General features: G+C 71.5%; 20 protein-coding genes. 8 read left to right on the forward strand and 12 right to left on the reverse strand.

All coding sequences use genetic code 11. The features are described 5' to 3' along the window. Positions 1-34 precede the first annotated feature (34 nt). Positions 35-424 (reverse strand): VOC family protein, encoded by a 390-nt coding sequence (locus IE318_RS23785; protein ID WP_030174166.1) that lies wholly within the window; start codon positions 422-424, stop codon positions 35-37. Positions 425-497: 73 nt separating this feature from the next. Between IE318_RS23785 and IE318_RS23790 the strand changes: the two genes are divergently transcribed. Together IE318_RS23790 and hemB are read left to right on the forward strand one after the other, a co-directional pair. After that, complete coding sequence (locus tag IE318_RS23790; RefSeq protein WP_189903514.1) at positions 498-1,514, forward strand: helix-turn-helix transcriptional regulator; 1,017 nt, start codon at positions 498-500, stop codon at positions 1,512-1,514. A gap of 4 nt (positions 1,515-1,518) precedes the next feature. Next, positions 1,519-2,511, forward strand: coding sequence for a porphobilinogen synthase (gene hemB, locus IE318_RS23795; RefSeq protein WP_189903516.1), 993 nt, complete (start codon positions 1,519-1,521; stop codon positions 2,509-2,511). Here hemB and IE318_RS23800 read toward each other — a convergent pair. Beyond that, a complete protein-coding gene (locus tag IE318_RS23800) occupies positions 2,475-2,711 on the reverse strand; it encodes a hypothetical protein (RefSeq protein WP_189903518.1) in 237 nt (78 codons plus the stop codon). The genes hemB and IE318_RS23800 overlap by 37 nt on opposite strands. Positions 2,712-2,982: 271 nt before the next feature. Between IE318_RS23800 and IE318_RS23805 the strand changes: the two genes are divergently transcribed. After that, positions 2,983-3,885 carry an SAM-dependent methyltransferase gene (locus tag IE318_RS23805; protein WP_189903520.1) on the forward strand — a complete coding sequence of 301 codons (903 nt, stop codon included), beginning with the start codon at positions 2,983-2,985 and terminating at the stop codon, positions 3,883-3,885. 58 nt (positions 3,886-3,943) lie between these two features. On the opposite strand, the gene argS is transcribed toward IE318_RS23805, so the two are convergent. Further along, positions 3,944-5,719, reverse strand: coding sequence for an arginine--tRNA ligase (gene argS, locus IE318_RS23810; RefSeq protein ID WP_189903522.1), 1,776 nt, complete (start codon positions 5,717-5,719; stop codon positions 3,944-3,946). Between the two features lie 151 nt (positions 5,720-5,870). Here argS and lysS point away from each other — a divergent pair, with 151 nt between their 5' ends. Further along, complete coding sequence (gene lysS, locus IE318_RS23815) at positions 5,871-7,625, forward strand: lysine--tRNA ligase (RefSeq protein WP_189903524.1); 1,755 nt, start codon at positions 5,871-5,873, stop codon at positions 7,623-7,625. A 74-nt stretch (positions 7,626-7,699) separates the two neighbouring features. Here lysS and IE318_RS23820 read toward each other — a convergent pair whose 3' ends face one another. From IE318_RS23820 to IE318_RS23830, 3 genes are all read right to left on the reverse strand, one after another. Then, positions 7,700-8,947, reverse strand: a complete 1,248-nt coding sequence (locus tag IE318_RS23820) for a DUF2637 domain-containing protein (protein ID WP_189903526.1) — start codon at positions 8,945-8,947, stop codon at positions 7,700-7,702. Positions 8,948-9,082: 135 nt separating this feature from the next. Further along, the gene (locus IE318_RS23825; RefSeq protein ID WP_189903528.1) at positions 9,083-9,997 is read right to left on the reverse strand and encodes a DUF3558 domain-containing protein; all 915 of its coding nucleotides are present in this window, start codon (positions 9,995-9,997) and stop codon (positions 9,083-9,085) included. 118 nt (positions 9,998-10,115) lie between these two features. After that, positions 10,116-10,964 (reverse strand): DUF3558 domain-containing protein, encoded by an 849-nt coding sequence (locus tag IE318_RS23830; protein WP_189903530.1) that lies wholly within the window; start codon positions 10,962-10,964, stop codon positions 10,116-10,118. 229 nt (positions 10,965-11,193) lie between these two features. Here IE318_RS23830 and IE318_RS23835 point away from each other — a divergent pair, with 229 nt between their 5' ends. After that, positions 11,194-12,387, forward strand: coding sequence for an RtcB family protein (locus tag IE318_RS23835; RefSeq protein ID WP_189903533.1), 1,194 nt, complete (start codon positions 11,194-11,196; stop codon positions 12,385-12,387). A gap of 5 nt (positions 12,388-12,392) precedes the next feature. Here the strand turns inward: IE318_RS23835 and IE318_RS23840 are convergent, their stop codons facing one another. From IE318_RS23840 to IE318_RS23860, 5 genes are all read right to left on the reverse strand, one after another. After that, positions 12,393-13,658 carry a GNAT family N-acetyltransferase gene (locus IE318_RS23840; protein ID WP_189903535.1) on the reverse strand — a complete coding sequence of 422 codons (1,266 nt, stop codon included), beginning with the start codon at positions 13,656-13,658 and terminating at the stop codon, positions 12,393-12,395. Positions 13,659-13,700: 42 nt separating this feature from the next. After that, positions 13,701-13,862: a hypothetical protein gene (locus tag IE318_RS23845; RefSeq protein WP_189903537.1), complete on the reverse strand. Its 162-nt coding sequence runs from the start codon at positions 13,860-13,862 to the stop codon at positions 13,701-13,703. Between the two features lie 7 nt (positions 13,863-13,869). Further along, positions 13,870-14,646 carry an SDR family NAD(P)-dependent oxidoreductase gene (locus tag IE318_RS23850; RefSeq protein WP_189903539.1) on the reverse strand — a complete coding sequence of 259 codons (777 nt, stop codon included), beginning with the start codon at positions 14,644-14,646 and terminating at the stop codon, positions 13,870-13,872. A 141-nt stretch (positions 14,647-14,787) separates the two neighbouring features. After that, positions 14,788-15,129 (reverse strand): YnfA family protein, encoded by a 342-nt coding sequence (locus IE318_RS23855; protein ID WP_189903541.1) that lies wholly within the window; start codon positions 15,127-15,129, stop codon positions 14,788-14,790. Between the two features lie 214 nt (positions 15,130-15,343). Further along, complete coding sequence (locus IE318_RS23860; RefSeq protein WP_189903659.1) at positions 15,344-16,291, reverse strand: LysR family transcriptional regulator; 948 nt, start codon at positions 16,289-16,291, stop codon at positions 15,344-15,346. A gap of 251 nt (positions 16,292-16,542) precedes the next feature. On the opposite strand from IE318_RS23860, the gene IE318_RS23865 reads away from it, so the two are divergent. Beyond that, a complete protein-coding gene (locus tag IE318_RS23865) occupies positions 16,543-17,808 on the forward strand; it encodes an MFS transporter (RefSeq protein WP_229903718.1) in 1,266 nt (421 codons plus the stop codon). A 119-nt stretch (positions 17,809-17,927) separates the two neighbouring features. On the opposite strand, the gene IE318_RS23870 is transcribed toward IE318_RS23865, so the two are convergent. Next, positions 17,928-20,252 carry a glycosyl hydrolase family 18 protein gene (locus IE318_RS23870; protein WP_189903545.1) on the reverse strand — a complete coding sequence of 775 codons (2,325 nt, stop codon included), beginning with the start codon at positions 20,250-20,252 and terminating at the stop codon, positions 17,928-17,930. Positions 20,253-20,799: 547 nt separating this feature from the next. Here IE318_RS23870 and IE318_RS23875 point away from each other — a divergent pair. After that, complete coding sequence (locus tag IE318_RS23875) at positions 20,800-21,522, forward strand: response regulator transcription factor (protein WP_308438593.1); 723 nt, start codon at positions 20,800-20,802, stop codon at positions 21,520-21,522. Next, positions 21,523-23,016 carry a sensor histidine kinase gene (locus tag IE318_RS23880; protein WP_229903719.1) on the forward strand — a complete coding sequence of 498 codons (1,494 nt, stop codon included), beginning with the start codon at positions 21,523-21,525 and terminating at the stop codon, positions 23,014-23,016. The last annotated feature ends 32 nt before the right edge of the window (positions 23,017-23,048 follow it).

Genomic DNA, 23,048 nt, shown 5'->3' on the forward strand with positions numbered 1-23,048 from the left:
GGGCGTTCCAACCGCTTTTCGGCGTACCGGGGTGTCAGACCAGCGTCGTGATGCAGAAGGGGTGGCCGGCGGGGTCCAGGAGGACTCGCCAGCGGTCGGGGGACGGCTGGTGGTCGGGCTTGGCGGCGCCCAGGGAGAGCAGTCGGGACTCGGCGGCCTCCAGGTCGTCGACGCCCAGCTCGAGGTGGGCCTGCTTCTCCTGGGCGGGGTCCGGCCAGGTGGGGCGGCGGTAGTCGGTCAGGCGGTTGAAGCCCAGGCCGGGCGTTCCCTCCTGGGCGAGGAAGACGAAGTCGTCGGTGGAGAAGGCGACGGGCAGACCCAGGGCCTCGCCGTAGAAGCGGGCCAGTTCCGCGGGGTCCGGGCAGTCGAAGGTGACCGCCGCGTAGCGGAACGTGGGGGCGGAGTCGGTGTTCTCAGCGCTCATGCTTCAGGACGGTAGGCGGTGACCCGGACAGTTCCGGTCCTGGTCGTGTCCGGCCCGTGGAAAACTTCGGAAGGTGATCAGTGCCTCCGTCCGTCTGCTCCGGCTGGTCTCCGTGCTGGCCGCCCGGCCGTCGTGGACCTGTGCCGAGCTGGCCGAGCGGATCGGGGTCACGGAGCGCACGGTGCGGCGCGACATCGCCAGGCTCCGCGAGATCGGCTACGTCGTCGAGTCCGAGCCGGGTCCGTGGGGCGGTTACCGGCTGCGGGCCGGGTCCCGGGTGCCGCCGCTGATCCTCGACGACGAGGAGGCCCTCGCCGTGGCCGTGGGGCTGCGTGAGGCGGCGCTGAGCGGTGCTCTCGGCGGTGACCAGGCGGCGCTGTCGGCGCTGCTGAAGCTGCGGCAGGTGCTGCCGCGGCGGATCGCGGACCGGCTGAGCGAGATGGACGCCGCCTTCGTGCACACTCCGAGGGCCATGGAGCCGCAGATCACCCCGAACATGCTGCTGGAACTGGCCGCCGCGTGCCGCCGGGGCGAGCGCGCCCGCCTGTCCTACCGGGACGTGAAGGGACGGGCCACCGTCCGGGACGTGGACCCCTACCGTCTCGTCCACACCGGACGCCGCTGGTACTTCGTCGCCCGGGACGTGGCACGGGACCAATGGCGTACGTTCCGGGCCGACCGCGTCGCACGGCTGCAGCCGACCGGTCAGCCGGTGGACCTGGCCGACCCGCCCGACCCGGCACAGCTCGTCTCCCGCTCCACGGCGAACGGCCCCTACCCGCTGAGCGCGACGATCCGGCTCCCCCTGCCCATGGACGAGGCGCTGCGAGTGATCCCGGCGACGGTCGGTACGCACCGGCCGGACGGCCCCGACGCCACGATCGTCGACGTCGGCGGACCCGACGCGGACGGGCTCGCCCGGTACCTCGTCGGCCTGGCCGTACCTCTGCGGGTCCTGGCGCCCGACGCCGTACGTCGTGCCCTGGTGCGCCGTGCCCGGGAGCTGCTGGAGGTCAACGCGGACGACGAGGTGTGCGCGGGCGACCGACTCGGCGTCGGCAAAGGCACGGGATCGGCGGGCGTAGCGTAGGGGCATGACGAAGTACGGATCCTTTCCCGGTACGCGTCCTCGTCGGCTGCGCACCACTCCCGCGATGCGCCGCATGGTCGCCGAGACGCGGCTGCACCCGGCGGACCTGATCCTGCCCGCGTTCGTGCGGGAGGGCGTGAGCGAGCCCGTGCCGATCGCGGCGATGCCCGGGGTCGTGCAGCACACGCGGGACAGTCTGAAGAAGGCCGCCGCTCAGGCGGTGGAGGCCGGGATCTCCGGGATCATGCTGTTCGGGGTGCCGGAGGAGTCCAAGAAGGACGCCCTCGGGACGGCCGGGACCGATCCGGACGGGATTCTCCAGGTCGCGCTGCGCGACGTACGGGCCGAGGTCGGGGACGAGCTGCTCGTCATGTCCGACCTGTGCCTGGACGAGTTCACCGATCACGGGCACTGCGGCGTCCTGGACGCCGAGGGCCGCGTCGACAACGACGCCACCCTGGAGCGGTACGCCGAGATGGCCCAGGTGCAGGCCGACGCCGGTGCCCATGTCGTCGGGCCCAGCGGGATGATGGACGGGCAGATCGGCGTCATCCGTGACGCGCTGGACCAGATCGGACGGGAGGACGTCGCCGTCCTCGCCTACACGGTCAAGTACTCCTCCGCCTTCTACGGGCCCTTCCGGGAGGCCGTCGGCTCCTCGCTGAACGGCGACCGCAAGACCTACCAGCAGGACCCGGCGAACCTGCGCGAGTCGCTGCGCGAGCTGGCCCTCGACCTGGAGGAGGGGGCCGACATGGTGATGGTGAAGCCGGCCGGTCCCTACCTGGACATCCTGGCCCGGGTCGCCGACGCCGTGGACGTGCCCGTCGCCGCCTACCAGATCTCCGGCGAGTACTCGATGATCGAGGCCGCCGCCGAGAAGGGCTGGGTCGACCGGGACCGGGCGATCCTGGAGACCCTGACCGGCATCAAGCGGGCCGGCGCCCGGAACATCCTCACCTACTGGGCGACCGAGGTCGCGCAGAAGCTGCGCTGAGCCTGCCGGTCAGGGGTCGCCGGAGCGGGCTGGGCGCACGGGCGCTCCAACGACCGCGACACCGAGGACGGGCCCTCGTCGCGTACGCCCTGACCGTCATGGCAGCCGGTCAGGGCCGCGGCGGCGGTGAGCAGGAGCGCCGTCGCGGCGAGCGGACGGGTGCGGGTGCGGGTGCGGGTGCGGGTGGAGTGTACGGGCATGGAAGATCCCCCGTGGGCGAACAGGAACAAGCCGCGGTGACGGCGGACGGTCGGACGCACCCAGCTTGATCCCTTCGGGGCGTCCGCCGCCACGGTTGCCCGTGAACGTGGGACGCCGGGACGCCGACACCGGCCGTGACCAGCGCGAACGGCGTTCCTGCGGGATGCGGGACGGGACGCGGGGCCGTTCTGGTCCCCGCCTCGGGCACGATCAAGTCGCCCTGGGAGTTAGGTTGTTGAAGATCAGCCGAACCTCTCAGGGAGAAGGCCCATGTCCGGTGACGCCCTCAGCCAGGACCCCGCCGAGCTGAGAAGGAGGATCGACACGACCAAAGCCCACCCCGCCCGGGTCTACGACGTCTTCCTCGGCGGCAAGGACCACTACCCGGCCGACCGCGCCGCTGCCGCCGCCGGGCTCGCCGCCAATCCGCGCGGCTACCTCGACGTACGGCACAACCGCGACTTCCTGCGCCGCGCCGTGACCACGCTGGCCGCCCAGGACGGCATCCGCCAGTTCCTGGACATCGGCACCGGCCTGCCGACCGGCGAGAACGTCCACCAGATCGCCCAGCGGATCAACACCGACTCCCGGGTGGTGTACGTCGACAACGACCCCGTGGTCCTCGCCCACGCCCGCGCGCTGCTCACCAGCGGCCCCGAGGGCCGTACCGACTACATCGACGCCGACCTGAAGAACCCGGCGCACATCCTCGAACAGGCCGCCAAGACCCTCGACTTCGACCAGCCGATCGCACTGTGCCTGGTCGCCATCCTGCACTTCGTCGAGGACGCGGAGGCGTACGGCATCGTGCGTGAACTCGTCGCCGCCCTGCCCTCCGGCAGCCGGCTGGTCCTCAGCCATCTCACCGAGGACCTCAACCCGGAGAACATCCGCGCGGTGCAACGCACCTACACCGAGCGGGGCTTCACGTTCGTGCTGCGCTCCAGGGCCGACGTCGAGCGCTTCTTCACGGACAACGGCCTTCAGCCGGCCGACCCCGGAGTCGTCCCCGTCCACCACTGGCGCCCCGACCACGCCGCCCCCGTCCCCGAGCAGCCGGAAGCCTCCTACCTCGCCGCTCTCGAGGACATCGAGAAGGTCCGCTACGCCGACATCAACGACGTGACGGACGCCGACATCAACGTGTACGCGGCAGTGGGCGGCAAGGCGTAGCGAGGAGGGGGAGGAGCCGGAGAGGCCGCCACCGGGGGTGGTGACGGCCTCGGGTGCCTCAGAGTCGCTCCGGCGTCCTGATGCCCAGCAGGGCCATGCCCTGGTGGAGGGTACGGGCCGTGATGTCGCACAGGAAGAGGCGGTTCTCCACCTGCTGCGGCGTCTCGGCCTTCAGCACCGGGCACTTGTCGTAGAAGGTCGTGTACAGGGACGCCAGCTGGTAGAGGTATGCCGCCAGCTTGTGCGGGGCGTACTCCCGCGCCGCTTCCCGCACCGTCTCCGCGAAGGCGTCCGCGTGCAGGCCCAGGGCCCGCTCCGCCGCCGCCAGTTCCAGCTCCGGGTGCGCGGCCGGGCGCAGCTCGCCCGCCTTGCGGAGGATGGACCGGATACGGGCGTAGGCGTACTGGAGGTAGACCGACGTGTCGCCGTTCAGCGAGACCATCTGGTCCAGGTCGAACTTGTAGTCCCGGCTCGCCGACGTCGACAGGTCCGCGTACTTCACCGCGCCGATGCCCACCTGGGCACCCCGCTCGGCGATCTCCTCCTCGGAGAGGTCCTGGGCCTTCTCCCGGACGACCGCCGAGGCCCGGTCGATCGCCTCGTCCAGCAGGTCGACCAGGCGGACCGTCTCGCCCTCACGCGTCTTGAACGGCTTGCCGTCCTTGCCCAGCACCGTGCCGAAGGCCAGCTGCTGGGCCTTGACGCCGTCACCGAGCCAGCCGGCCCTGCGTGCCGTCTCGAAGACCATCTTGAAGTGCAGGGACTGGCGGGCGTCCACGACGTAGAGGAGCGTGTCCGCCTTCAGGTTGAAGACGCGGTCGCGGATCGCCGACAGGTCGGTGGCCGCGTAGCCGTAGCCGCCGTCGGACTTCTGGACGATCAGCGGGACCGGGTTGCCGTCCGGGCCCTTGATGTCCTCGAAGAAGACGCACAGGGCACCCTCGGAGCGGACCGCGACGCCCGACTCCTCCAGCAGCCGGCAGGTCTCGGCCAGCATGTCGTTGTAGCCGGACTCGCCGACGATGTCCGGGTCCCGGATCTCCATGTCCAGTTTCTCGAAGACGGAGAAGAAGTAGATCTTCGACTCGTCGACGAACTTCTGCCACATGGCCAGCGTGTGCGGGTCCCCGGCCTGGAGGTCGACCACCCGGCGCCGGGCGCGCGTCTTGAACTCCTCGTCCGAGTCGAACTTCCTCCGCGCCGCCTTGTACAGCCGGTCCAGGTTCGACATCGCCTCCTCGCCGGAGGCGGCCGTGTCCTCGGTGGACGCCTTGTGGTCCAGCTCGTGCGGGTGCTCGTCCAGGTACTGGATGAGCATGCCGAACTGGGTGCCCCAGTCGCCGATGTGGTGACGCCGGACCACGCTCTCACCGGTGAACTCGAGGAGCTGGACGACCGAGTCGCCGATCACCGCCGAGCGCAGATGGCCGACGTGCATCTCCTTCGCCACGTTCGGCTGGGCGTAGTCGATCACCGTGGTGCCCGGGTTCGCGGCGTACGGCACGCCGAGGCGGCCCGCCTCGTCCGCGTACCGCGCGGCCAGGGTCTCGATGATCGCCTTGTCCGTGATCGTGATGTTGAGGAAGCCGGGGCCGGAGACCTCGACTTCCTTGATGACGTCACCCGTCACCACCCGGTCGACGACCTGAGTCGCCAGTTCCCGGGGGTTCGCCTTCGCCTTCTTGGCCAGGGCCAGGATCCCGTTGGCCTGGAAGTCGGCCCGGTCGCTTCGTCGCAGCAGCGGGTCCGCGCCGGCGGCCTCCGGAAGGCCGGCCGAGAGAGCGGAAGCGAGGTGCTGCTGGACGGAGTCGCTGAGGGACGTGACCGAGGCCATAGGAATGGGTGCCGTTCTCCTCGTGGGAATGGATAGTCCCAGCCAGTATCCCATGGCGGGTAAAGCCGTTTTTCCGCGCGCGCGGCCGTCTGGGAGTATGGAGAGGTCAGTACTCCCATCCAGGCTTTCTGGGTTCAGACCATCAGAGGACGTGCCGAACGTGGCTCAGAGCACCGAGACCACCGACTGGGTCTCCCGTTTCGCGGATGAGGTCATCGAGGAGTCGGAGCGCCGGGCCCCGGGCAAACCGGTCGTCGTCGCGTCCGGACTCTCTCCCTCCGGCCCCATCCATCTGGGGAACCTGCGCGAGGTCATGACCCCGCACCTCGTCGCCGACGAGATCCGCCGCCGGGGCTACGAGGTGCGGCACCTGATCTCCTGGGACGACTACGACCGGTACCGCAAGGTCCCGGCCGGCGTCACCGGCATCGACGAGTCGTGGGCCGAGCACATCGGCAAGCCGCTCACCTCCGTCCCCGCCCCCCGCGGCTCGGCGTACGCGAACTGGGCCGAGCACTTCAAGGCCGCCATGGTCGCCTCGCTCGCCGAGCTGGGCGTGGAGTTCGACGGCATCAGCCAGACCGAGCAGTACACCTCCGGCGCCTACCGCGAGCAGATCCTGCACGCGATGCGGCACCGCGGCGACATCGACGCCGTCCTCGCCCAGTACCGCACCAAGCCCAAGCCGGCCGACCAGAAGAAGCAGCAGGCCAAGCAGAAGCCGGTCGACGAGGCCGAGCTGGAGGCCGCCGAGGGCTCGGGCGCCGCCGCCGAGGACGACGGCAGCTCCGGCGCCGCCGGCTACTTCCCGTACAAGCCGTACTGCGGCAACTGCGAGAAGGACCTCACCACCGTCAGCTCCTACGACGACGACTCCACCGAGCTGACCTACGCCTGCACGGCGTGCGGCTTCTCCGAGACCGTCCGGCTCAGCGAGTTCAACCGCGGCAAGCTGGTGTGGAAGGTCGACTGGCCCATGCGGTGGGCGTACGAGGGCGTGATCTTCGAGCCCTCCGGCGTCGACCACTCCTCGCCGGGCTCCTCCTTCCAGGTCGGCGGGCAGATCGTCGGGATCTTCGGCGGCAAGCAGCCGATCGGCCCGATGTACGCCTTCGTCGGCATCTCCGGCATGGCGAAGATGTCCTCCTCCCGGGGCGGTGTCCCCACCCCCGCCGACGCGCTGAAGATCATGGAACCGCAGCTCCTGCGGTGGCTGTACGCCCGGCGCCGGCCGAACCAGTCCTTCAAGATCGCCTTCGACCAGGAGATCCAGCGCCTGTACGACGAGTGGGACAAGCTCGCGGGCAAGGTCGCCGACGGATCCGCGCTCCCCGCCGATGTCGCCGCGTACACGCGGGCCGTGGGCACCGCCGCCGGTGAGCTGCCCAAGACCGCCCGCCCGCTGCCGTACCGCACGCTCGCGTCCGTCGCCGACATCACCGCCGGCCACCAGGACCAGGCGCTGCGGATCCTCAGCGAGCTCGACCCGGCCGACCCGCTCGGCTCGCTGGACGAGGCCCGCCCGCGCTACGACAGGGCCGAGGCGTGGATCAACACCCACGTCCCCGCCGACCAGCGCACCATCGTCCGTGACGAGCCCGACGCCGAACTGCTGAAGTCCCTCGACGAGGCCTCCCAGCAGTCCGTACGCCTGCTGCTCGACGGAATCGCCGACCACTGGTCCCTCGACGGACTGACCCACCTCGTGTACGGCGTGCCCAAGGTGCAGGCCGGGTTCTCCGCCGATGCCACGCCCAAGGAGCTGCCGCCGGAGATCAAGACCGCCCAGCGGTCGTTCTTCGCGCTGCTCTACCACCTGCTGGTGGGCCGTGACACGGGTCCGCGCCTGCCCACGCTGCTGCTCGCGGTGGGGCAGGAGCGGGTGCGCAAGCTGCTCGGCGAGTAACCGCCGAAGGAAACCCCGACGGGAAAAGGGGCCCTCCTCGGAGGGCCCCTTTCCCGTGCGACGGGCGTCCTGCCCTACGCGATGTGGTCGTCCTCCAGCTCCGCGGTGTGGCGGTTCTGGAAGCGCATGACCATCTTCTTGGCCTCGGCATCGGGGACGGGGATGCCGTACGTCGCCTCGACGTTGTCACTGAACTCGCGCGGAGTCGGATAGCCGCTGCCGCTGATCGACTGCTTGAAGACCTGGTAGTACGACTCCTCGTCCGGCGGCGCGGGCTCCGGCGTGCCGCCGCCCTCGCCCAGCTCGCGCGTACGGTTCGGGCCCACCGGAATGGGGAAGCTGCCCGTGTCCTCCATGGAGGGCTGCTCGAACCGCTCCGGCTGCTGCTCCTCGTACCAGTCCTCGTACACGGGCTCCGGGTCGTACGTCGGATCGTAGCCGCCGTGGTAGTCGACCTGCTGGGGCGCCTGGAACCACGGGCTCTGGTCGTCCGGCGGCAACTGCTCCTCGTACGCCGGCCCGCCGGGATCCTGCTCGGCGACCAGCAGCGGGCGCTGCCCGGCGGCGGTCGCCGCCCGTTGCTGCGGGACGGGACCCGCCACGGCGGGCCGGCCGCCCACCGTCGTCTCGAACTCAGGCGCCGGCGGGATCAGCGCCGGCTCGATTCCCGCCGCCGCCAGACCGGCGGGGGCCGTCTCCGCCAGCGGCACACCGTAGCGGGCCAGCCGCAGCGGCATCAGCGACTCCACCGGAGCCTTGCGCCGCCAGGCCCGGCCGAAGCGGGAGCGCAGCCGCGCCTGGTAGACCAGACGCTCCTGCTCCAGCTTGATGACCTGGTCGTAGGAGCGCAGTTCCCACAGCTTCATCCGGCGCCACAGCAGGAACGTCGGCACCGGGGACAGCAGCCAGCGGGTGAGCCGGACGCCCTCCATGTGCTTGTCGGCGGTGATGTCGGCGATCCGGCCGATCGCGTGTCGGGCCGCCTCCACGGCGACCACGAACAGCACCGGGATCACCGCGTGCATGCCCACACCCAGCGGGTCCGGCCAGGCGGCCGCGCCGTTGAACGCGATCGTCGCCGCCGTCAGCAGCCACGCCGTCTGACGCAGCAGCGGGAAGGGGATACGGATCCAGGTCAGCAGCAGGTCCAGGGCGAGCAGCACACAGATGCCCGCGTCGATGCCGACCGGGAACACATAGCTGAAGTTCCCGAAGCCCTTCTTGATCGCGAGCTCACGGACGGCCGCGTACGAACCCGCGAAGCCGATACCGGCGATGATCACGGCGCCCGTCACGACCACGCCGATGAGGACGCGGTGCATCCGAGTCAGCTTCAGTGGCCCGGCCACTCGTACTCCCCTCCCCTTGCCTGTTGTTGCGCGCAACAGAGTGGCACACTCGTGCGGCGCTCGGGCGGGCGGATGAGAATGCCCGACTACGGGCCGACTTGGACCCGCTCAGCCCTTCGACGCGGCCTTCGTCGAAGACGACGTCGACGGGGACGCGGACCTGGCGGAGGACCCGGAGGAGGACTTGGAGGGAGACGCCGAGCCCGAGGCCGACGAGGATGTGCTCGGCGAGGCGGCGCCACCGTCCCCGTTCGCCTTCGCCACCGCGGCCACCGCCTCCTTGGCCGCCGACTTCGCGTCCTTGGCCAGATCGTCGGCGTCCGGGCTCTTGTCACCGGCCAGACCGGCACCGTTGTAGTCCAGGGTGACGACCACGTTCTCCACCCGCGCCACGACCGTCTGCTGCTTGAAGGAGCCTTCCTTCTTCTTCAGGTCGTAGCGCACCGCAGTCGCCTCGTCGCCCGTCCCGGACACCGGTTCCGACTTGGTGTTCTTCGCGCCCGCCACGGACTTCGCGTCCTGGACCTGCTTCGCGTAGTACTCCTTGGCCTGCTCGTCGCCCGAGCCACGGTCGGCGTCCGACTCGAAACGCAGCAACGAGACGTTCAGCCAGCGGAACTGAGAACCCTTCACCCCGTTGTTCTCCAGGCTGTTCCAGGAACAGCTGGCACGCGAGGAGACATCGCTGGAGGTGCCCTCCTTGGCGGACTTCGTCCCCTTCGGGACCAGTTCGCCCAGCGTCTTGCCCGACAGCACCTTGCACGCCTCCGGCAGCTTCGCGTACCTCGCCGCCTGCACCGTCGGGGAGGCACTCGCGCTCGCGGACGCCTTGGCGCCGTCCGCCGGCGTCTTCTTCCCGCCGGCGCCGTCACCGGAGCCGGAGTTCGAGGAGCAGGCCGCGGCCAGCAGCATCACGGGTACGGCCGCCGCGCAGACAACGACGCGGTTCAGTCGCCGGGCACGCTCGGGTCGCTGGGCACGATGGTCTCGCTGGGCTGCTCGCTGCATGGTTCCTTCACTCATGACGCTCGTGGTTCCTGCGGTCGGATCGGGTCCGAGGGGCCACGGTACGCGGTGAGACAGCCGTGTGGTTCGCCTTCCCGGGCATTGCGGCCGGGCGCCAAGTGCCGGACGAAAGGCATCAGCCGCCCAGCGAATCCGCCAGTCGCGCCGCCAGATTCCGGGCCTTGTCCTGCATTTCCTCACTGTCGGGGACCACGCCGACGGCGGCCGGCTGCTCCTCGTACTCGATGGTCACGATGACGTTCGACGTGCGGAACGCCACAGTCACCGTCCGCTGCTTGGCCGTCGAACCGGAGCTGCTGAGCTGATCGTCGAGGAACCCCTCGTCGCCGAGGTCGTCGAGGGTGCGGGGCTGGAGATCGGCGGGGTCCGAGACGGGCGGCGAGGCCGAGGAGGCGCCAGAGGAGGGGGTGGCGCCGGAGGAGGACGGCGAGGGCGCCCCGGAGGAGGACGGAGTACTGCCGGAGCCGGAGCCGGAGGAGCTGTCCGATCCGGAGGGCGTGGTCGCGGGTAGGGGAAGGTGGGCGTCCGCCTGCTTCGTGGCGAAGACCGACTGCGCCTGGCTGTCGTCGCTCACGGAGTTGTCGTAGGAGACGACCCGCTCGAAGTCGATGTGCAGCCGGTCGGTGGCTTCCGTGGAGTCCACTTTCCAACGGCAGCCCACCTTGCGGTCCGTGTCGTAGGTGAGCGCGGCCTCGCCCTGGTAGGCGTGGTCCCGCTGGTCCGGGTCCGTGATCTGCTTGATGCCGGGCAGCAGCGAGTCGAGGGTGGTGTGGCCGACCGCGCCGCAGGCCTCGGGCAGCGTGCGGTACTTGCCCGGCTGGGCCTCCAGCGTCGCCGGACCGGAACCGTCCTGGTTGGCGTTGTCCGTCCGGCCGTTGTCCGACGAGCCGTCGGTGCAGCCGGTCAGCAGCAGGGCCGCCGCGAGGAGCGCGGCCGCGCCGGGTACGTACGCCTTCCGCAGCACGGGCAGGCTCCTCTCGACGGTGTCGGTGCGTGTCGGTCCGCAGGTGGTGTGCCGGTCCGGTCCCCGCAGGTTATTCGCTTGCCGGGCGGGGGCGGCTCCTGGAGACAATGTGTATCGCACGCACTGCCGTGGACGCCGGTCCGTTGCCCTGTTTCGTAGATCTTGGCGCCGGTATTGCCCTTCGCAACTTCTGAGAATTCTGTACGTTTTACGGGGGAATGAGGACAATATGTCGTACGTGGAGATACCGGGCGCGAAGGTTCCCATCCGCATGTGGACGGACCCGGCGGCGGTCGAGGGCGCGGCGATGCAGCAGCTCCAGAACGTCGCGACCCTGCCCTGGATCAAGGGCCTGGCCGTCATGCCCGACGTCCACTACGGCAAGGGCGCGACGGTCGGCTCGGTCATCGCCATGCGGGGCGCGGTGTGCCCGGCGGCGGTGGGTGTCGACATCGGCTGCGGAATGTCGGCGGTGAAGACGTCCCTGACGGCGAACGACCTCCCGGGCGACCTGTCCCGGCTCCGCTCGAAGATCGAGCAGGCGATCCCGGTGGGACGTGGGATGCACGCGGATCCGGTGGATCCGGGGCAGTTCCACGGGCTGGGTACGGCGGGGTGGGACGACTTCTGGGGCCGGTTCGACGGGGTGGCCGAGTCGGTCAAGTTCCGTCAGGAACGAGCCACGCATCAGATGGGAACGCTCGGATCCGGAAATCACTTCGTCGAGGTGTGCACGGACACGGCCGGTTCTGTCTGGTTGATGCTCCACTCCGGGTCCCGCAACATCGGCAAGGAACTCGCCGAGCACCACATCGGCGTGGCCCACAAGCTCCCGCACAACCAGGGTCTGGTGGACCGCGACCTCGCGGTCTTCGTGGCGGACACCCCGCAGATGGCGGCCTACCGCAACGACCTGTTCTGGGCGCAGGAGTACGCCAAGTACAACCGCACCATCATGATGGCGCTCCTGAAGGACGTGATCCGCAAGGAGTTCAAGAAGGCGAAGCCCGCCTTCGAGCCGGAGATCTCCTGCCACCACAACTACGTGGCCGAGGAGCGCTACGAGGGCATGGACCTGCTCGTGACCCGCAAGGGCGCGATCCGGGCCGGCTCCGGCGAGTACGGCATCATCCCGGGCTCGATGGGCACGGGTTCGTACATCGTGAAGGGTCTCGGCAACGACAAGGCGTTCAACTCGGCCTCGCACGGCGCGGGTCGGCGCATGAGCCGCAACGCCGCCAAGCGCCGCTTCTCCACGAAGGACCTGGAGGAGCAGACGCGAGGCGTGGAGTGCCGCAAGGACTCCGGCGTCGTCGACGAGATCCCGGGCGCCTACAAGCCGATCGAGCAGGTCATCGACCAGCAGCGGGACCTCGTCGAGGTGGTGGCCAAGCTCAAGCAGGTGGTGTGTGTGAAGGGCTGAGCCGGTCACACCAGCCGCTTCTCCAGCAGCGTCACCGCATACGGGCTGCCCCCGCCGTCCGTCTTCGCCCGCTGTTCGCCGACCACCCTGTAGCCCGCCGACTCGTAGTAGGCGCGCAGGCGGGGGTTGGAGGCGAGGCAGTCGAGGCGGGCGTAGGGGCGGCCCGCCGCGGTGATGCGGGACTCGGCCTCGGCCAGCATCTGTCGGCCTGTTCCCGGCGGTGCCGTGTGCGGGGTGGTCATCAGGCGGTGGATGTAGCCCGCGTCCGCGGGGCGGGAGCCCCAGGCGGCCGGGTCGTCCCACCACAGTTCCCAGGCGCCGGCCAGGTGGTCGCCCGCGTGTGCCAGCCAGACCTCGCCCTCGCGCATGCGGGTGAGGAAGTGGGTCTCGTCCTTCTCGCCCGGCTTCCACTGGTCGATGCCGCGGGCCAGTTGCCACAGGGCGGCGGTGTCGCGCAGGCGGACCAGGGTGCCGGCGTCGGAGGCCGTGGCCCTGCGGTAGGCCAGCGGGGGCCAGGCGGTCGGCGCCGGCTCCAGGAGGTGGGTGCGGAGGGTGGTCGCCAGGGCCTCGGCGTCCAGGTCCAGGGCGTTCGCCACGTACGACTCGACCGAGCCGTACCTCTGCTTCAGGGCGGTCAGGAACAGGCGCATCACCGACTCGGGCGCGCGGCCGTAGCCCGGCCAGGCCGGGGTGCGGCCGCCGTTGCGTCTCCGCCAGTCGGCCAGCAGGGCCGGGGTGGCCAGCTCCGTGAGGCTGAAGTCCTCGATGACCACGGGCTCGGGGACGCCGAGCAGGGACAGGACCAGGGCGGCCATCTCACCCGTGCGGTCCTTGCCGGAGGCGCAGTGGAAGACCAGGGGGGTGTCGGAGGCGGCCGCGTCCGCGATCAGTTCCAGGGCTCTGCGGATCTCCTTGGTGCCGTCCTCCGCCACCTCCATGTAGCGCTCCGCCAGATACGGGCCCGGCTCCACCTCGGGCCCCAGCGACGGCTGGTCGTACGGCCGGTGCTCGATGCTGAGGTTGTGGTAGGTGAAGGACGGGTGCTCCGGGACGCGGCCCTGGCGCTCGACCTCCCAGTCGTGGCGGAGGTCGATCACGGTGCCGATGCCGAGGGCGAGGAAGCGGTCCCAGTCCGCGGTGTCCCGGTGCAGTTTGCCGAGGCCGTCCGCGCGGAAGAGGCGGCGGGGGCGGACGCGCCTGCCGTCCTCGGTGCCGTAGCCGCCGAGATCGCGGACGTTGCGCAGGGCGTCGAAGGGTATGTGTCTGTCCACGGTCAGTGACCCTAGGCGGCTGCCGCGGCCTTCGTCCCCGGTTTACTTCGCGTGTCGTACGGCGAAGATCATGACGAACGCCACGATGTGGATGCCGAAGAGGAAGTAGCCGAGGTAGTACCAGACGTAGCGCTCGCGCTTCTTCTCCAGGGCGAGGCGCTCCTGCTCCTCGGTCCTGTCCCGGCCGGTGTCGTGCGTCGTCATCGTCGTCTCACTGCTCCCGGTGCACCTTGGTGTTCGACGCCTGGGCGCGCGGGCGCACGATCAGGAGGTCGATGTTGACGTGGCTGGGGCGGGTCACCGCCCAGGCGATCGTCTCCGCCACGTCGTCCGCCGTCAGCGGTTCGGCCACGCCCTGGTAGACCTTCGCCGCCTTTTCCGTGTCGCCGCCGAAGCGGGTCAGCGCGAACTCCTCCGTCCTGACCATGCCGGGCGCGACCTCGATGACGCGGACCGGCTGTCCGACGATCTCCAGACGCAGTGTCTCGGCGAGGACGTGGGCGCCGTGCTTGGCGGCGACATATCCCGCGCCGCCCTCGTACGTGGCGTGGCCGGCCGTGGAGGAGACCACGACGACCGTGCCGTCTCCGCTCGCGACCAGCTTCGGCAGCAGGGCCTGGGTGAGGTTGAGGGTGCCGATGACGTTCGTCTCGTACATCGTGCGCCAGTCGGCGGGGTCGCCGGTGGCGACCGGGTCGGCGCCGAGTGCGCCGCCCGCGTTGTTGACCAGGACCCCGACGGTCTGGAAGGCCGTCGCGAACTCGTCGACGGCCGCGCGGTCGGTGACGTCCAGCTGGTAGGCCGTGGCCGCGTGCCCGGCCGCGTTGATCTCCTCGGCGAGCGCCTCGATGCGGTCCTTGCGGCGGGCGGTCAGGACGACGCGGTAGCCGGCGGCGGCGAGCTGCCGGGCCGTGGCGGCGCCGATGCCGCTGCTCGCGCCGGTGACGACGGCGATGCGGGAGGCGGCGGACGGTGCGGCGCTGGCCATGAGCTGCTCCTGTGAGGGGGTCGGCGGGGTCTGCCTGATCTGCGTGGTCGGCTCTGCCCAGAGTACGGCTCCGCCCGGGGCGGGGCTTCGCCCGGAGTGCGGCTCCGCCCGGGGGTACGGCCTCGCACGTGCCCCTGTCCGTCAGCCGCCGTTGCGCGGCGCCCACATGATCACGGCCATGCCGGCGAGGCAGATCAGCGCTCCGGTCAGGTCCCAGCGGTCCGGGCGGTAGCCGTCCGCGACCACGCCCCACAGGATCGAGCCGGCCACGAAGATCCCGCCGTAGGCGGCGAGGATGCGGCCGAAGTGGACGTCGGGCTGGTAGGTGGCGACGAAGCCGTACGCGCCGAGCGCGAGGACTCCGCCGACGGCCCACAGCCAGCCGCGCTGCTCGCGCACGCCCTGCCAGATCAGCCAGGCGCCGCCGATCTCGAAGAGCGCGGCGACGACGAAGAGGGCGGCGGAGCGGAGGATCAGGGGCATGGGGGCAGCTTCGCACGGGGCGCCGGGCGGTCCGGTGGCCGCGGTGTGGCTAGTGCCCCGGCAGGCAACGTTTGCCCGTCAAGGAGCGGCGTCCGGTGCGTGCTCTCGGCGTGCTGGCCGGAAGTCCTCGTACTGGACGTACTTGGGCTTTCGGGCGGTGCGGCGAGAGGGCGTGCCGGGCGTCGCGACGGGGCGAACGTTGCCTGTTGGGGCACTAGGGGGTCGTGCGGTGGGCCCACGCCGGTGTCCAGATCTCGTCGCCTCGGAGTCGCCGCTCGGGGCCGGACCGGGTGAGGTGCTCGCGGAGGGCGGCGAGCGCGGGATGCGGGTTGTCGCGGTGGTGGAGGAGGCAGTGCGGGTAGACCGGCGTCGGGTGGTGCAGGGCAATACGGCGCAGGTCGTAGTCGGCGGGCCACAGGACCCGGGTGAGCTCGCCCACGAAGGTGGCGAGCGTCGTGGAGTCGGCGAGCACGTCGGGCAGCGGCTCGGTGCCGAAGTGCGGTCCGACCACGTCGATGGACAGGCCGAACGCGGCGGCGAGATCGGCGTAGTAGGCGGCCCACTCGGTGCCGGGTGGGAGCTCCGGCATCCAGATCCGGTGTCCGGCGAGCTCGGCGGGGGCGACCGCGGGGGCGTCGGCGAAGGGGTGGCCCGGTCCGGTGAGCAACTGAAGGGGTTCGTCGTGGACCGGGGTGGCCCGGATGTCGTCGGGCAGTGGCCGGCCGGGCATGGCGACGGCGCGGAACGAGGCGTCGATCGTGCCGGAGCGGATGGCGGTGACGGCCGCTTCGACGTCGTGGAGGGTCACCACGTCGAGTTCGGTGCTCGGGTGCGCCCGCAGGAAGTCGCGCAGCAGGGCGGCGGGGGCGAGCTTGCGGCCGATGACGTCGACGCGGAGGGCGCGCCGGCCGGGCCGTACGGAGGCCGCCGCGCGTTCCTCGGCGCGCAGCAGTTCGCGGGCGTGGGGCAGGAACGCCTGCCCGTCGACGGTGAGGCGGGCCCCGCGCGCGGTCCGGGTGAACAGCCGTACGCCGAGGTCCTTCTCCAGTGCGGCGACGCGCTTGGAGACGGCCTGCTGGGTGATCGACAGGTCGGTGGCGGCGTCCTGGAACCGGCCCGCGTCGGCCACGGCGACGAAGGTCCGTACGGCGTTGAGGTCCACGTCGGTCGACACTAGGGCCTCTCGTTCAGATCATGCCGGGCTCGCGGGGCGATGCGAACGAAAGTCCCCAGCCGCTGGTCGCACAACCGGCGGTTGTGGCTCGGCGGGCCGGATGGTTGTTTGCCGCGCGGACCGGCCGGGGGCTTGGATGGCGCGGGCCGGTCGGCACGAGGGTGTCCCGGCGGGCGGGCGCCGTGGTGTGCGGGCGCTCCGCGGTGCGAGTCGGCGAGGTGTGGTGAGGAGGCGTGGGCGTGGCGGCCGGGCGGCGGGTGCTGGGGCGGCGGTTCGGGTGGCTGTGGGCCGCGTACGCGGTCAGCACGTTCGGGACCTGGCTGGCGTTCGACGCCTTCGCGCTGATCGCGGTGGTGGTGCTGCACGCCGGGTCGGCCGAGGTGGCGCTGCTGTCGGCGGCGGGGCCGGCGGTGGGAGCGCTGGCCGCGGCGCCGCTCGGGCCGTGGATCGAGTTCCGGCGCAAGCGGCCCGTGATGATCGCGACGGACCTGGTCCGGTTCGCCGCGCTGACGAGTGTGCCGGTGGCGTTCGCGGTCGGCGGGCTCGGGATCGGCTGGCTGCTCGCGGTGTCGGTGGTGGTCGCCGCGGCGGACATCGCGTTCGGGGCGGCGAGCGGGGCGTATCTGAAGAGCCTGGTGCCGGCGGCGGACCTGCTGGTGGCGAGCAGCCGATTCGAGTCGACGACGTGGACGGCGTCGGTGCTGGGGCCGCCGGTCGGGGGCGCGCTGGTGGGGATCTTCGGGCCGGTGGTGACGGTGGCGGCCGACGCGGTCAGCTATCTGCTGTCGGCGGCCGGCATCCGGGCGATCGGCGGGAACGAGCCCGAGCCGGCGCGGCGGGCCGCGCGCGGGGAGGCACCGGCCGGCCGAATGCGGGCGGGTGATCTGCTCGACGGGTGGCGGTTCATCCTGGCGCACCCGACGCTGCGGCCGTTGTTCGTCAACACGGTCCTGGTCAACGCACTGATCATGGTGTCCTCGCCGCTGCTCGCGGTGTTGATGCTGGGGCCGCTCGGGTTCGCGCCGTGGCAGTACGGGCTCGCCTTCGCCGGGCCGTGTGTGGGCGGTCTGGTCGGCTCGCGGCTGGCGCGTCCGCTGGTCGCCCGGTTCGGGCAACGGCGGGTCCTGCTCACCGCGGGGGCGCTGCGCGTGTGCTGGCCGGTGGGGCTGGTCTTCGTCCGGCCGGGGGTGTCCGGGCTGGTGCTGGTGATGGCGGTGGAGCTGGTGCTGATCACGTGCTGCGGTGTGTTCGGCCCGGTGTACGCCGCCTACCGGCTGGAGCAGGCCCCGCCCGACCGGGTGGCCCGTACGCTGTCGGCCTGGTCGGTCACCGGCAAGGCGACCACCGCGACCCTCACCGCGCTGTGGGGTCTGCTGGCCTCGCTCACCGGCCCGCGCACCGCCATCGGCGCCGCGGGTCTGCTGCTGCTCGCGACGCCGGTGCTCCTGCCGTGGCGGGAGCGGCTGCCCGGGCCGCGGCCGGTGGCCGCGGAGGTTCTCCCGTGATGCCCGGGGAGCGGCCCGGCAGCGAGATCGACGACCGTCGCCGGCGGCCCGGGCGGGCAGCCCACGGTCCCCACCGCGCCGGTGCGCCGTGGGGACCGCGGGGTGTCACGTGCGGGCGGTCAGTTCTGGAGCCCTGAGTTCAGGGCGCCGAGGAGCGTGCCGTTCGGTGTGTCGCCGGACATCTCCCAGATCATCGCGCCGAGCAGGTGCTTGGACTTGATGTACGCGGCCTTCTTGCCGATGGACCAGGTGTCGTCGAAGGACCACCACTGGCCGTTGGGGCCGGTGTAGCCGTACGTGGCCACGGTCTGGTCGTTGTGGTACACCGTCAGCCCCGGCACGCTGGTGACGAGGTTGTTGTAGCCGCGGGTACCCGCCTCCTCCTGGAACTGGCCGGGCGCGGCCCCGTTGGCGCTCTGCCACTCGCCGTGCGCCCCGCCGTCGGCGACCTGCTGCCAGCCCCGCCCGTAGAACGGGAAGCCGACGGTGAGCTTGCGCGGGCTCACCCCGGCGTCGAGGTAGGCCTGGACCGCGCCGTCGATGCTGAAGTCGTTCGGGTACGGCGACTTCGGGTCGGGGTAGAGGTTGGAGGCGTCGCCGGTGCGGTTGGGCTCCCAGGAGTTGTCGCTGCCCGAGCCGTGGAAGTCGTAGCCCTGGACGTTCAGGATGTCCATGTCCTTCGACACCTGCTGCAGGTCCCAGCCGGCGGTGACCTTCTTCGGGTCGGCCGGGGTGAACGCGGTGAGCAGCTTGTGGTCGCCGCCCAGCGCGTCGAGCTGGACGCGGAACTCGTGGATCAGCGCGGCGAAGTTCGCCTTGTCGTCGGCGCTCCAGTGGTTGCCGGGGTGCCCGTCGGGCGAGCCGGGCCACTCCCAGTCCAGGTCGAAGCCGTCGAAGATGCCGGCGGCCACGCCCGGCCCGCCCGCGCCCTCGTAGGCGGGCAGGTTGCCCTTGATGTACATGTCGATGCAGGACTTGACGAACTTCTTGCGGGACGCGTCGGTCTTGGCCACGTCGGAGAAGTACTTGGAGTACGTCCAGCCGCCCAGCGACTCCACGACCTTCAGGTGCGGGTACTTCGCCTTCAGCTCCTTGAGCTGGTTGAAGTTGCCGCGCAGCTTGCCCCAGCCGTCGTCGGCCTGGCCGTTGACGGACTGGGCCGCGGAGAAGGCGCGGCCGTAGTCGGCCTCGGCGTCACCGGCGCCGTCGCCCTGGTTGGGGTCCTCCGGGTCGGCGGTGGTGCCCTTGGTCACGCCGTTGAGGCAGGTCAGGTTGACCGGGTCGATGTTGCCGAACGCGTAGTTGACGACGTCCAGCTTGGCCGCGGCACCGGCGGTGTCGAGGTTCTTGACGAAGTACTGGCGGCCGTAGATGCCCCACTGCACGAAGTACCCGACCTTGGCGTATCCGCCGTCGCCCACCGGGTCCTTGGTGGTGACGGTGACCGCGTTGCTCGCGGGGGAGGAGTTGTCGGCCAGGTCGCGGGCCTTGACGGTGAACGTGTAGGCGGTGGTGGGCATCAGGCCGCCGACCGTCGCGGTCCGGGTGTCGGCCGGGACGGTCGTGGCGAGCGTCGAGCCCCGGTAGACGTCGTACGCGGCCACGCGGTTGTTGTCCGTCGCCGCGCTCCAGGACAGCTGCACGGTGCTGGAGGTGACGGCACCGGCGGTGAGGCCGCCCGGCGCGGTCGGCGGGACGGTGTCGGTGGACGGGTCGAAGGTCTTCGCGGTGACCGGGTCGCTGAGCGCCCCGAGGTTGCCGCGGGAGTCCTTGGCCCGAACGGTGAACTGGTAGGACGTCGCCGGGGACAGGTCCTGGACGACCGCCTGGGTGGTGCCGCTGGAGGCGACCACGGTGTTGCCGCGCAGCACGTCGTAGGAGGCCACCGGGAAGTCGCCCCTGGCCGCGGCGTTCCACTTCAGCGTCACGGTGTGGGCGGTGGCGTCGGCGACCGCGACACCCGTCGGTGCCGCCGGGGGCGTGGCCGGTGTGCCGTCGCACTTGGCGCCGTTGATGATGCAGCCGGTCGGTGCGGACATCGACCCGGACGCGGTGAAGGTGTAGCTGTAGGGGTACGTCGAACCGCCCGCCGGGATGGTGGAGTTGTAGTAGGCGGGCAGGGCGGTGACGTGCGAGCCGCTGGTGGTGTGCGTGCCGTACATGTCGCTGGTGATCGTCACGCCGGCCGGCAGGTCGAACTCCAGCGTCCAGCCGTTGACCGCGGCGGACGTGCCGTTCTTGACCGTGTAGGTGCCCGTCCACGAATTGCCGCTGCCGGTGCTGCTGAACTCGGCGGTCAGCGCGCCGGCGGCGTGGGCCGCGGGCGCGTCGACCGCGGTGAGCCCGGCCAGCGCCAGGCCCAGCGTGGCGAGCCCGGCGGCCAGCCGCCGCAGCGGCCGCACCGGTGTTCGGGGGGATCTCGGGGGTCTGAGCCTTGACGACATCGCTCTCCTTGGTCGTGGGAGACGCCAGTACGGCCCGGGGCGGGGCCGTGCACAGAGCCGTGCCCGCAGAGGGAGGCCCGGAGAGGTGCAGCCGGACGCGGGCCGCGGCCGCGGGTGAGGGAGGCCGGACGCGGCACGCCGGGTACGGGGAAGCCCCTCGCTCCCGGCCCGCCTCTGCGCTTGGTGGTGCCGGACTCCCAGGACAGCCGACGGCCCCGGGCGCGGGCAATGCGTCGGCCGAATAATTGGACTGAACCAATTCGGCCGACCGGGCCGGCTGCGGTCCCGTTGTCGCTGGCAGGAAACGTCTGGACCAATCCGGAAAGAAATTACCTTCTCTTTACGATGGGGCGGCGTGTCGCGACCCCTGGGAGCGCCGGGCTCCGGCGGCGGGTCGAGTTCGTCCACGGTCCGCGGTGAGAGGACGGTAGGCGGCCGCCCCGGGTTGCCCCGGGTCGGTGAGAGCCGGGTAAAAAGGGTGATCGTAGGCCCGCTCGCCCGACTTGCACCGCTGTGGCCTTGGCAAACTGGACGGGTGCCTCAAACTGTGCTGCTCGCCGAAGACGACCGTGCCATCCGCCATGCCCTCGAGCGGGCCCTGACCCTGGAGGGCTACGAGGTGACGGCGGTCGCCGACGGCGTCGAGGCGCTCGCACAGGCCCACAAGACCCCGCCGGACGTGCTCGTCCTGGACGTGATGATGCCGGGGATCGACGGACTCCAGGTCTGCCGGGTTCTGCGCGCCGAGGGCGACCGCACCCCGATCCTCATGCTCACCGCCCTGGTGGAGACCGCCGACCGGATCGCCGGCCTGGACGCCGGCGCCGACGACTACGTCGTCAAACCGTTCGACGTGGAGGAGGTCTTCGCCCGGCTGCGCGCCCTGCTGCGCCGGACCAGCCCGGCCGGCACCCCCGCGGCCGGCGGCCCGGTCGAGGACGCACCGGCGAAGGGGGTGCAGCTGCCCGCGCGGCAGGTCGAGGCGGCCGGGATCCGCATGGACCTCCAGGCACGCCGGGTGTGGCGCGGCACCCGCGAACTGGAGCTGACGCGCACCGAGTTCGAACTGCTCGAACTGCTGGTCCGCAACGCCGGGATCGTGCTCGACCACTCCACCATCTACGACCGCATCTGGGGCTACGACTTCGGCCCCGGCTCCAAGAACCTCGCCGTGTACGTCGGCTATCTGCGCCGCAAGCTCGACGAGCCGGGCGCGCCGCAGCTGATCCACACCGTGCGCGGGGTGGGTTACGTGCTGCGGGAGGACTGAGTGGGCCGCCTCGCGCGGCTGTCGGCCCGACCGCGGCCCCGGCTGTCGTCGCTGCGGACCACGTTCGCGGTGACGTTCGCCGTGGTGACCGCCGCCGTCACCATTCTCGTCGGCATCCTGTCGTACAGCTCCGCCGCCCGGCTGGTGCGGGTGGACCAGCAGTCGGTGTTCACGCAGGTCGTGCAGGACGTGCAGGACGAGGTGCGGCGCTACGACCGCACGCCCGGGGACTTCTCCTCCTCCCGTCCCGGCCACGAGGTGGTCCGGCCCAGCCGCACCGACGTCCAGGTGCTCGGCGACCGCGGGCAGATCGTGGACCACGGCAGCCCCCAGCTGCCCGTCACCGCGCGGGACCGGGCGACCGCGGCCGCCGCCACGGCCGGCAGGACCATCGAGTACCGGGACGTGGTCGTCGCCGACGACGTATACCGCATCGCCACGGTCGCGCTCGGCGACGGCCGGGGCGCCGTGCAGGTCGCCCAGGAGTTCAGCGACACCGAGGACCTGCTGCGGGCGCTGCAGCAGCGGACGCTGATCCTGATGGGCGTCGTGGTCATCGCGGCCGGGCTGTGCGGCTGGTGGCTGGCCCGGCGCATCACCCGCCGCCTGGTGGTGCTGACCTCCGCCGCCGAGGACGTCGCCCGCACCCGGCGGCTCGGCGTCCAGGTCCCCGTCACCGGCTACGACGAGGTGGGCCGCCTGGGGCGTTCCTTCGACCGCATGCTGGGCCGGCTCGCCCAGTCCGAGGAGGACCAGCGCCGCCTGGTCCAGGACGCCGGGCACGAGCTCCGTACGCCGCTGACCTCGCTGCGTACGAACATCTCGCTGCTGCGCCGCATCGACGAACTGCCGCCCGAGACCCGCGAGGAACTGGTCGCCGACCTCACCCAGGAGGCCCGGGAACTCACCGACCTGGTCAACGAACTGGTCGACCTCGCGGCCGGCCAGTCCGACGCCGAGCCGCCGCAGCGTGTCGACCTGGCCGAGATCGCCGAGGACGTCGCCGGTCTCGCGCGCCGCCGCACCGGGCGCGAGATCGTGGTCCGCGCGAGCGGCGACACGACGACCGACGGCCGCCCCGCCATGCTCCAGCGGGCGGTGTCCAACCTGGTCGAGAACGCCGCGAAGTTCGACCGGGGCGGCACGGCACCCATCGAGATCGCGGTCTCCGGCCCCGCCCGGCCGGGCACGGTCCGCGTCGAGGTCCTCGACCGCGGGCCCGGCATCGCCGCGGGTGACCTGATCCGCGTCTTCGACCGCTTCTACCGCGCCCCCGACGCCCGCTCGCTGCCCGGCTCGGGCCTCGGGCTCTCCATCGTGCGCGAGGTGGCCCTGGCCCATGGCGGCGCGCCGTTCGCCTTTCGGCGCGAGGGCGGCGGAGCCGTGATCGGCTTCACGGTGGGGGCGGAACGGGACCGTGATCGGGACCGCGACTGGGACCGGGAGCGTGACCGGGACAGGGATCGGTGGCGCCACGACGGCGGCGTGGGCTGACGTACGGCGGTACGGCCGCCGTCGTGGCGACG

It is taken from the genome of Streptomyces spiralis, assembly GCF_014654675.1.
Classification (GTDB): domain Bacteria; phylum Actinomycetota; class Actinomycetes; order Streptomycetales; family Streptomycetaceae; genus Streptomyces; species Streptomyces spiralis.

Excerpts from the sequence above, each read along its gene's own strand:
- IE318_RS23785 (WP_030174166.1), bottom strand. The coding sequence starts at position 424 with ATGAGCGCTGAGAACACCGACTCCGCCCCCACGTTCCGCTACGCGGCG.
- hemB (WP_189903516.1), top strand. The coding sequence starts at position 1,519 with ATGACGAAGTACGGATCCTTTCCCGGTACGCGTCCTCGTCGGCTGCGC.
- IE318_RS23800 (WP_189903518.1), bottom strand. The coding sequence starts at position 2,711 with ATGCCCGTACACTCCACCCGCACCCGCACCCGCACCCGCACCCGTCCG.
- IE318_RS23805 (WP_189903520.1), top strand. The coding sequence starts at position 2,983 with ATGTCCGGTGACGCCCTCAGCCAGGACCCCGCCGAGCTGAGAAGGAGG.
- argS (WP_189903522.1), bottom strand. The coding sequence starts at position 5,719 with ATGGCCTCGGTCACGTCCCTCAGCGACTCCGTCCAGCAGCACCTCGCT.
- IE318_RS23820 (WP_189903526.1), bottom strand. The coding sequence starts at position 8,947 with ATGCACCGCGTCCTCATCGGCGTGGTCGTGACGGGCGCCGTGATCATC.
- IE318_RS23825 (WP_189903528.1), bottom strand. The coding sequence starts at position 9,997 with ATGAGTGAAGGAACCATGCAGCGAGCAGCCCAGCGAGACCATCGTGCC.
- IE318_RS23835 (WP_189903533.1), top strand. The coding sequence starts at position 11,194 with ATGTCGTACGTGGAGATACCGGGCGCGAAGGTTCCCATCCGCATGTGG.
- IE318_RS23845 (WP_189903537.1), bottom strand. The coding sequence starts at position 13,862 with ATGACGACGCACGACACCGGCCGGGACAGGACCGAGGAGCAGGAGCGC.
- IE318_RS23850 (WP_189903539.1), bottom strand. The coding sequence starts at position 14,646 with ATGGCCAGCGCCGCACCGTCCGCCGCCTCCCGCATCGCCGTCGTCACC.
- IE318_RS23855 (WP_189903541.1), bottom strand. The coding sequence starts at position 15,129 with ATGCCCCTGATCCTCCGCTCCGCCGCCCTCTTCGTCGTCGCCGCGCTC.
- IE318_RS23870 (WP_189903545.1), bottom strand. The coding sequence starts at position 20,252 with ATGTCGTCAAGGCTCAGACCCCCGAGATCCCCCCGAACACCGGTGCGG.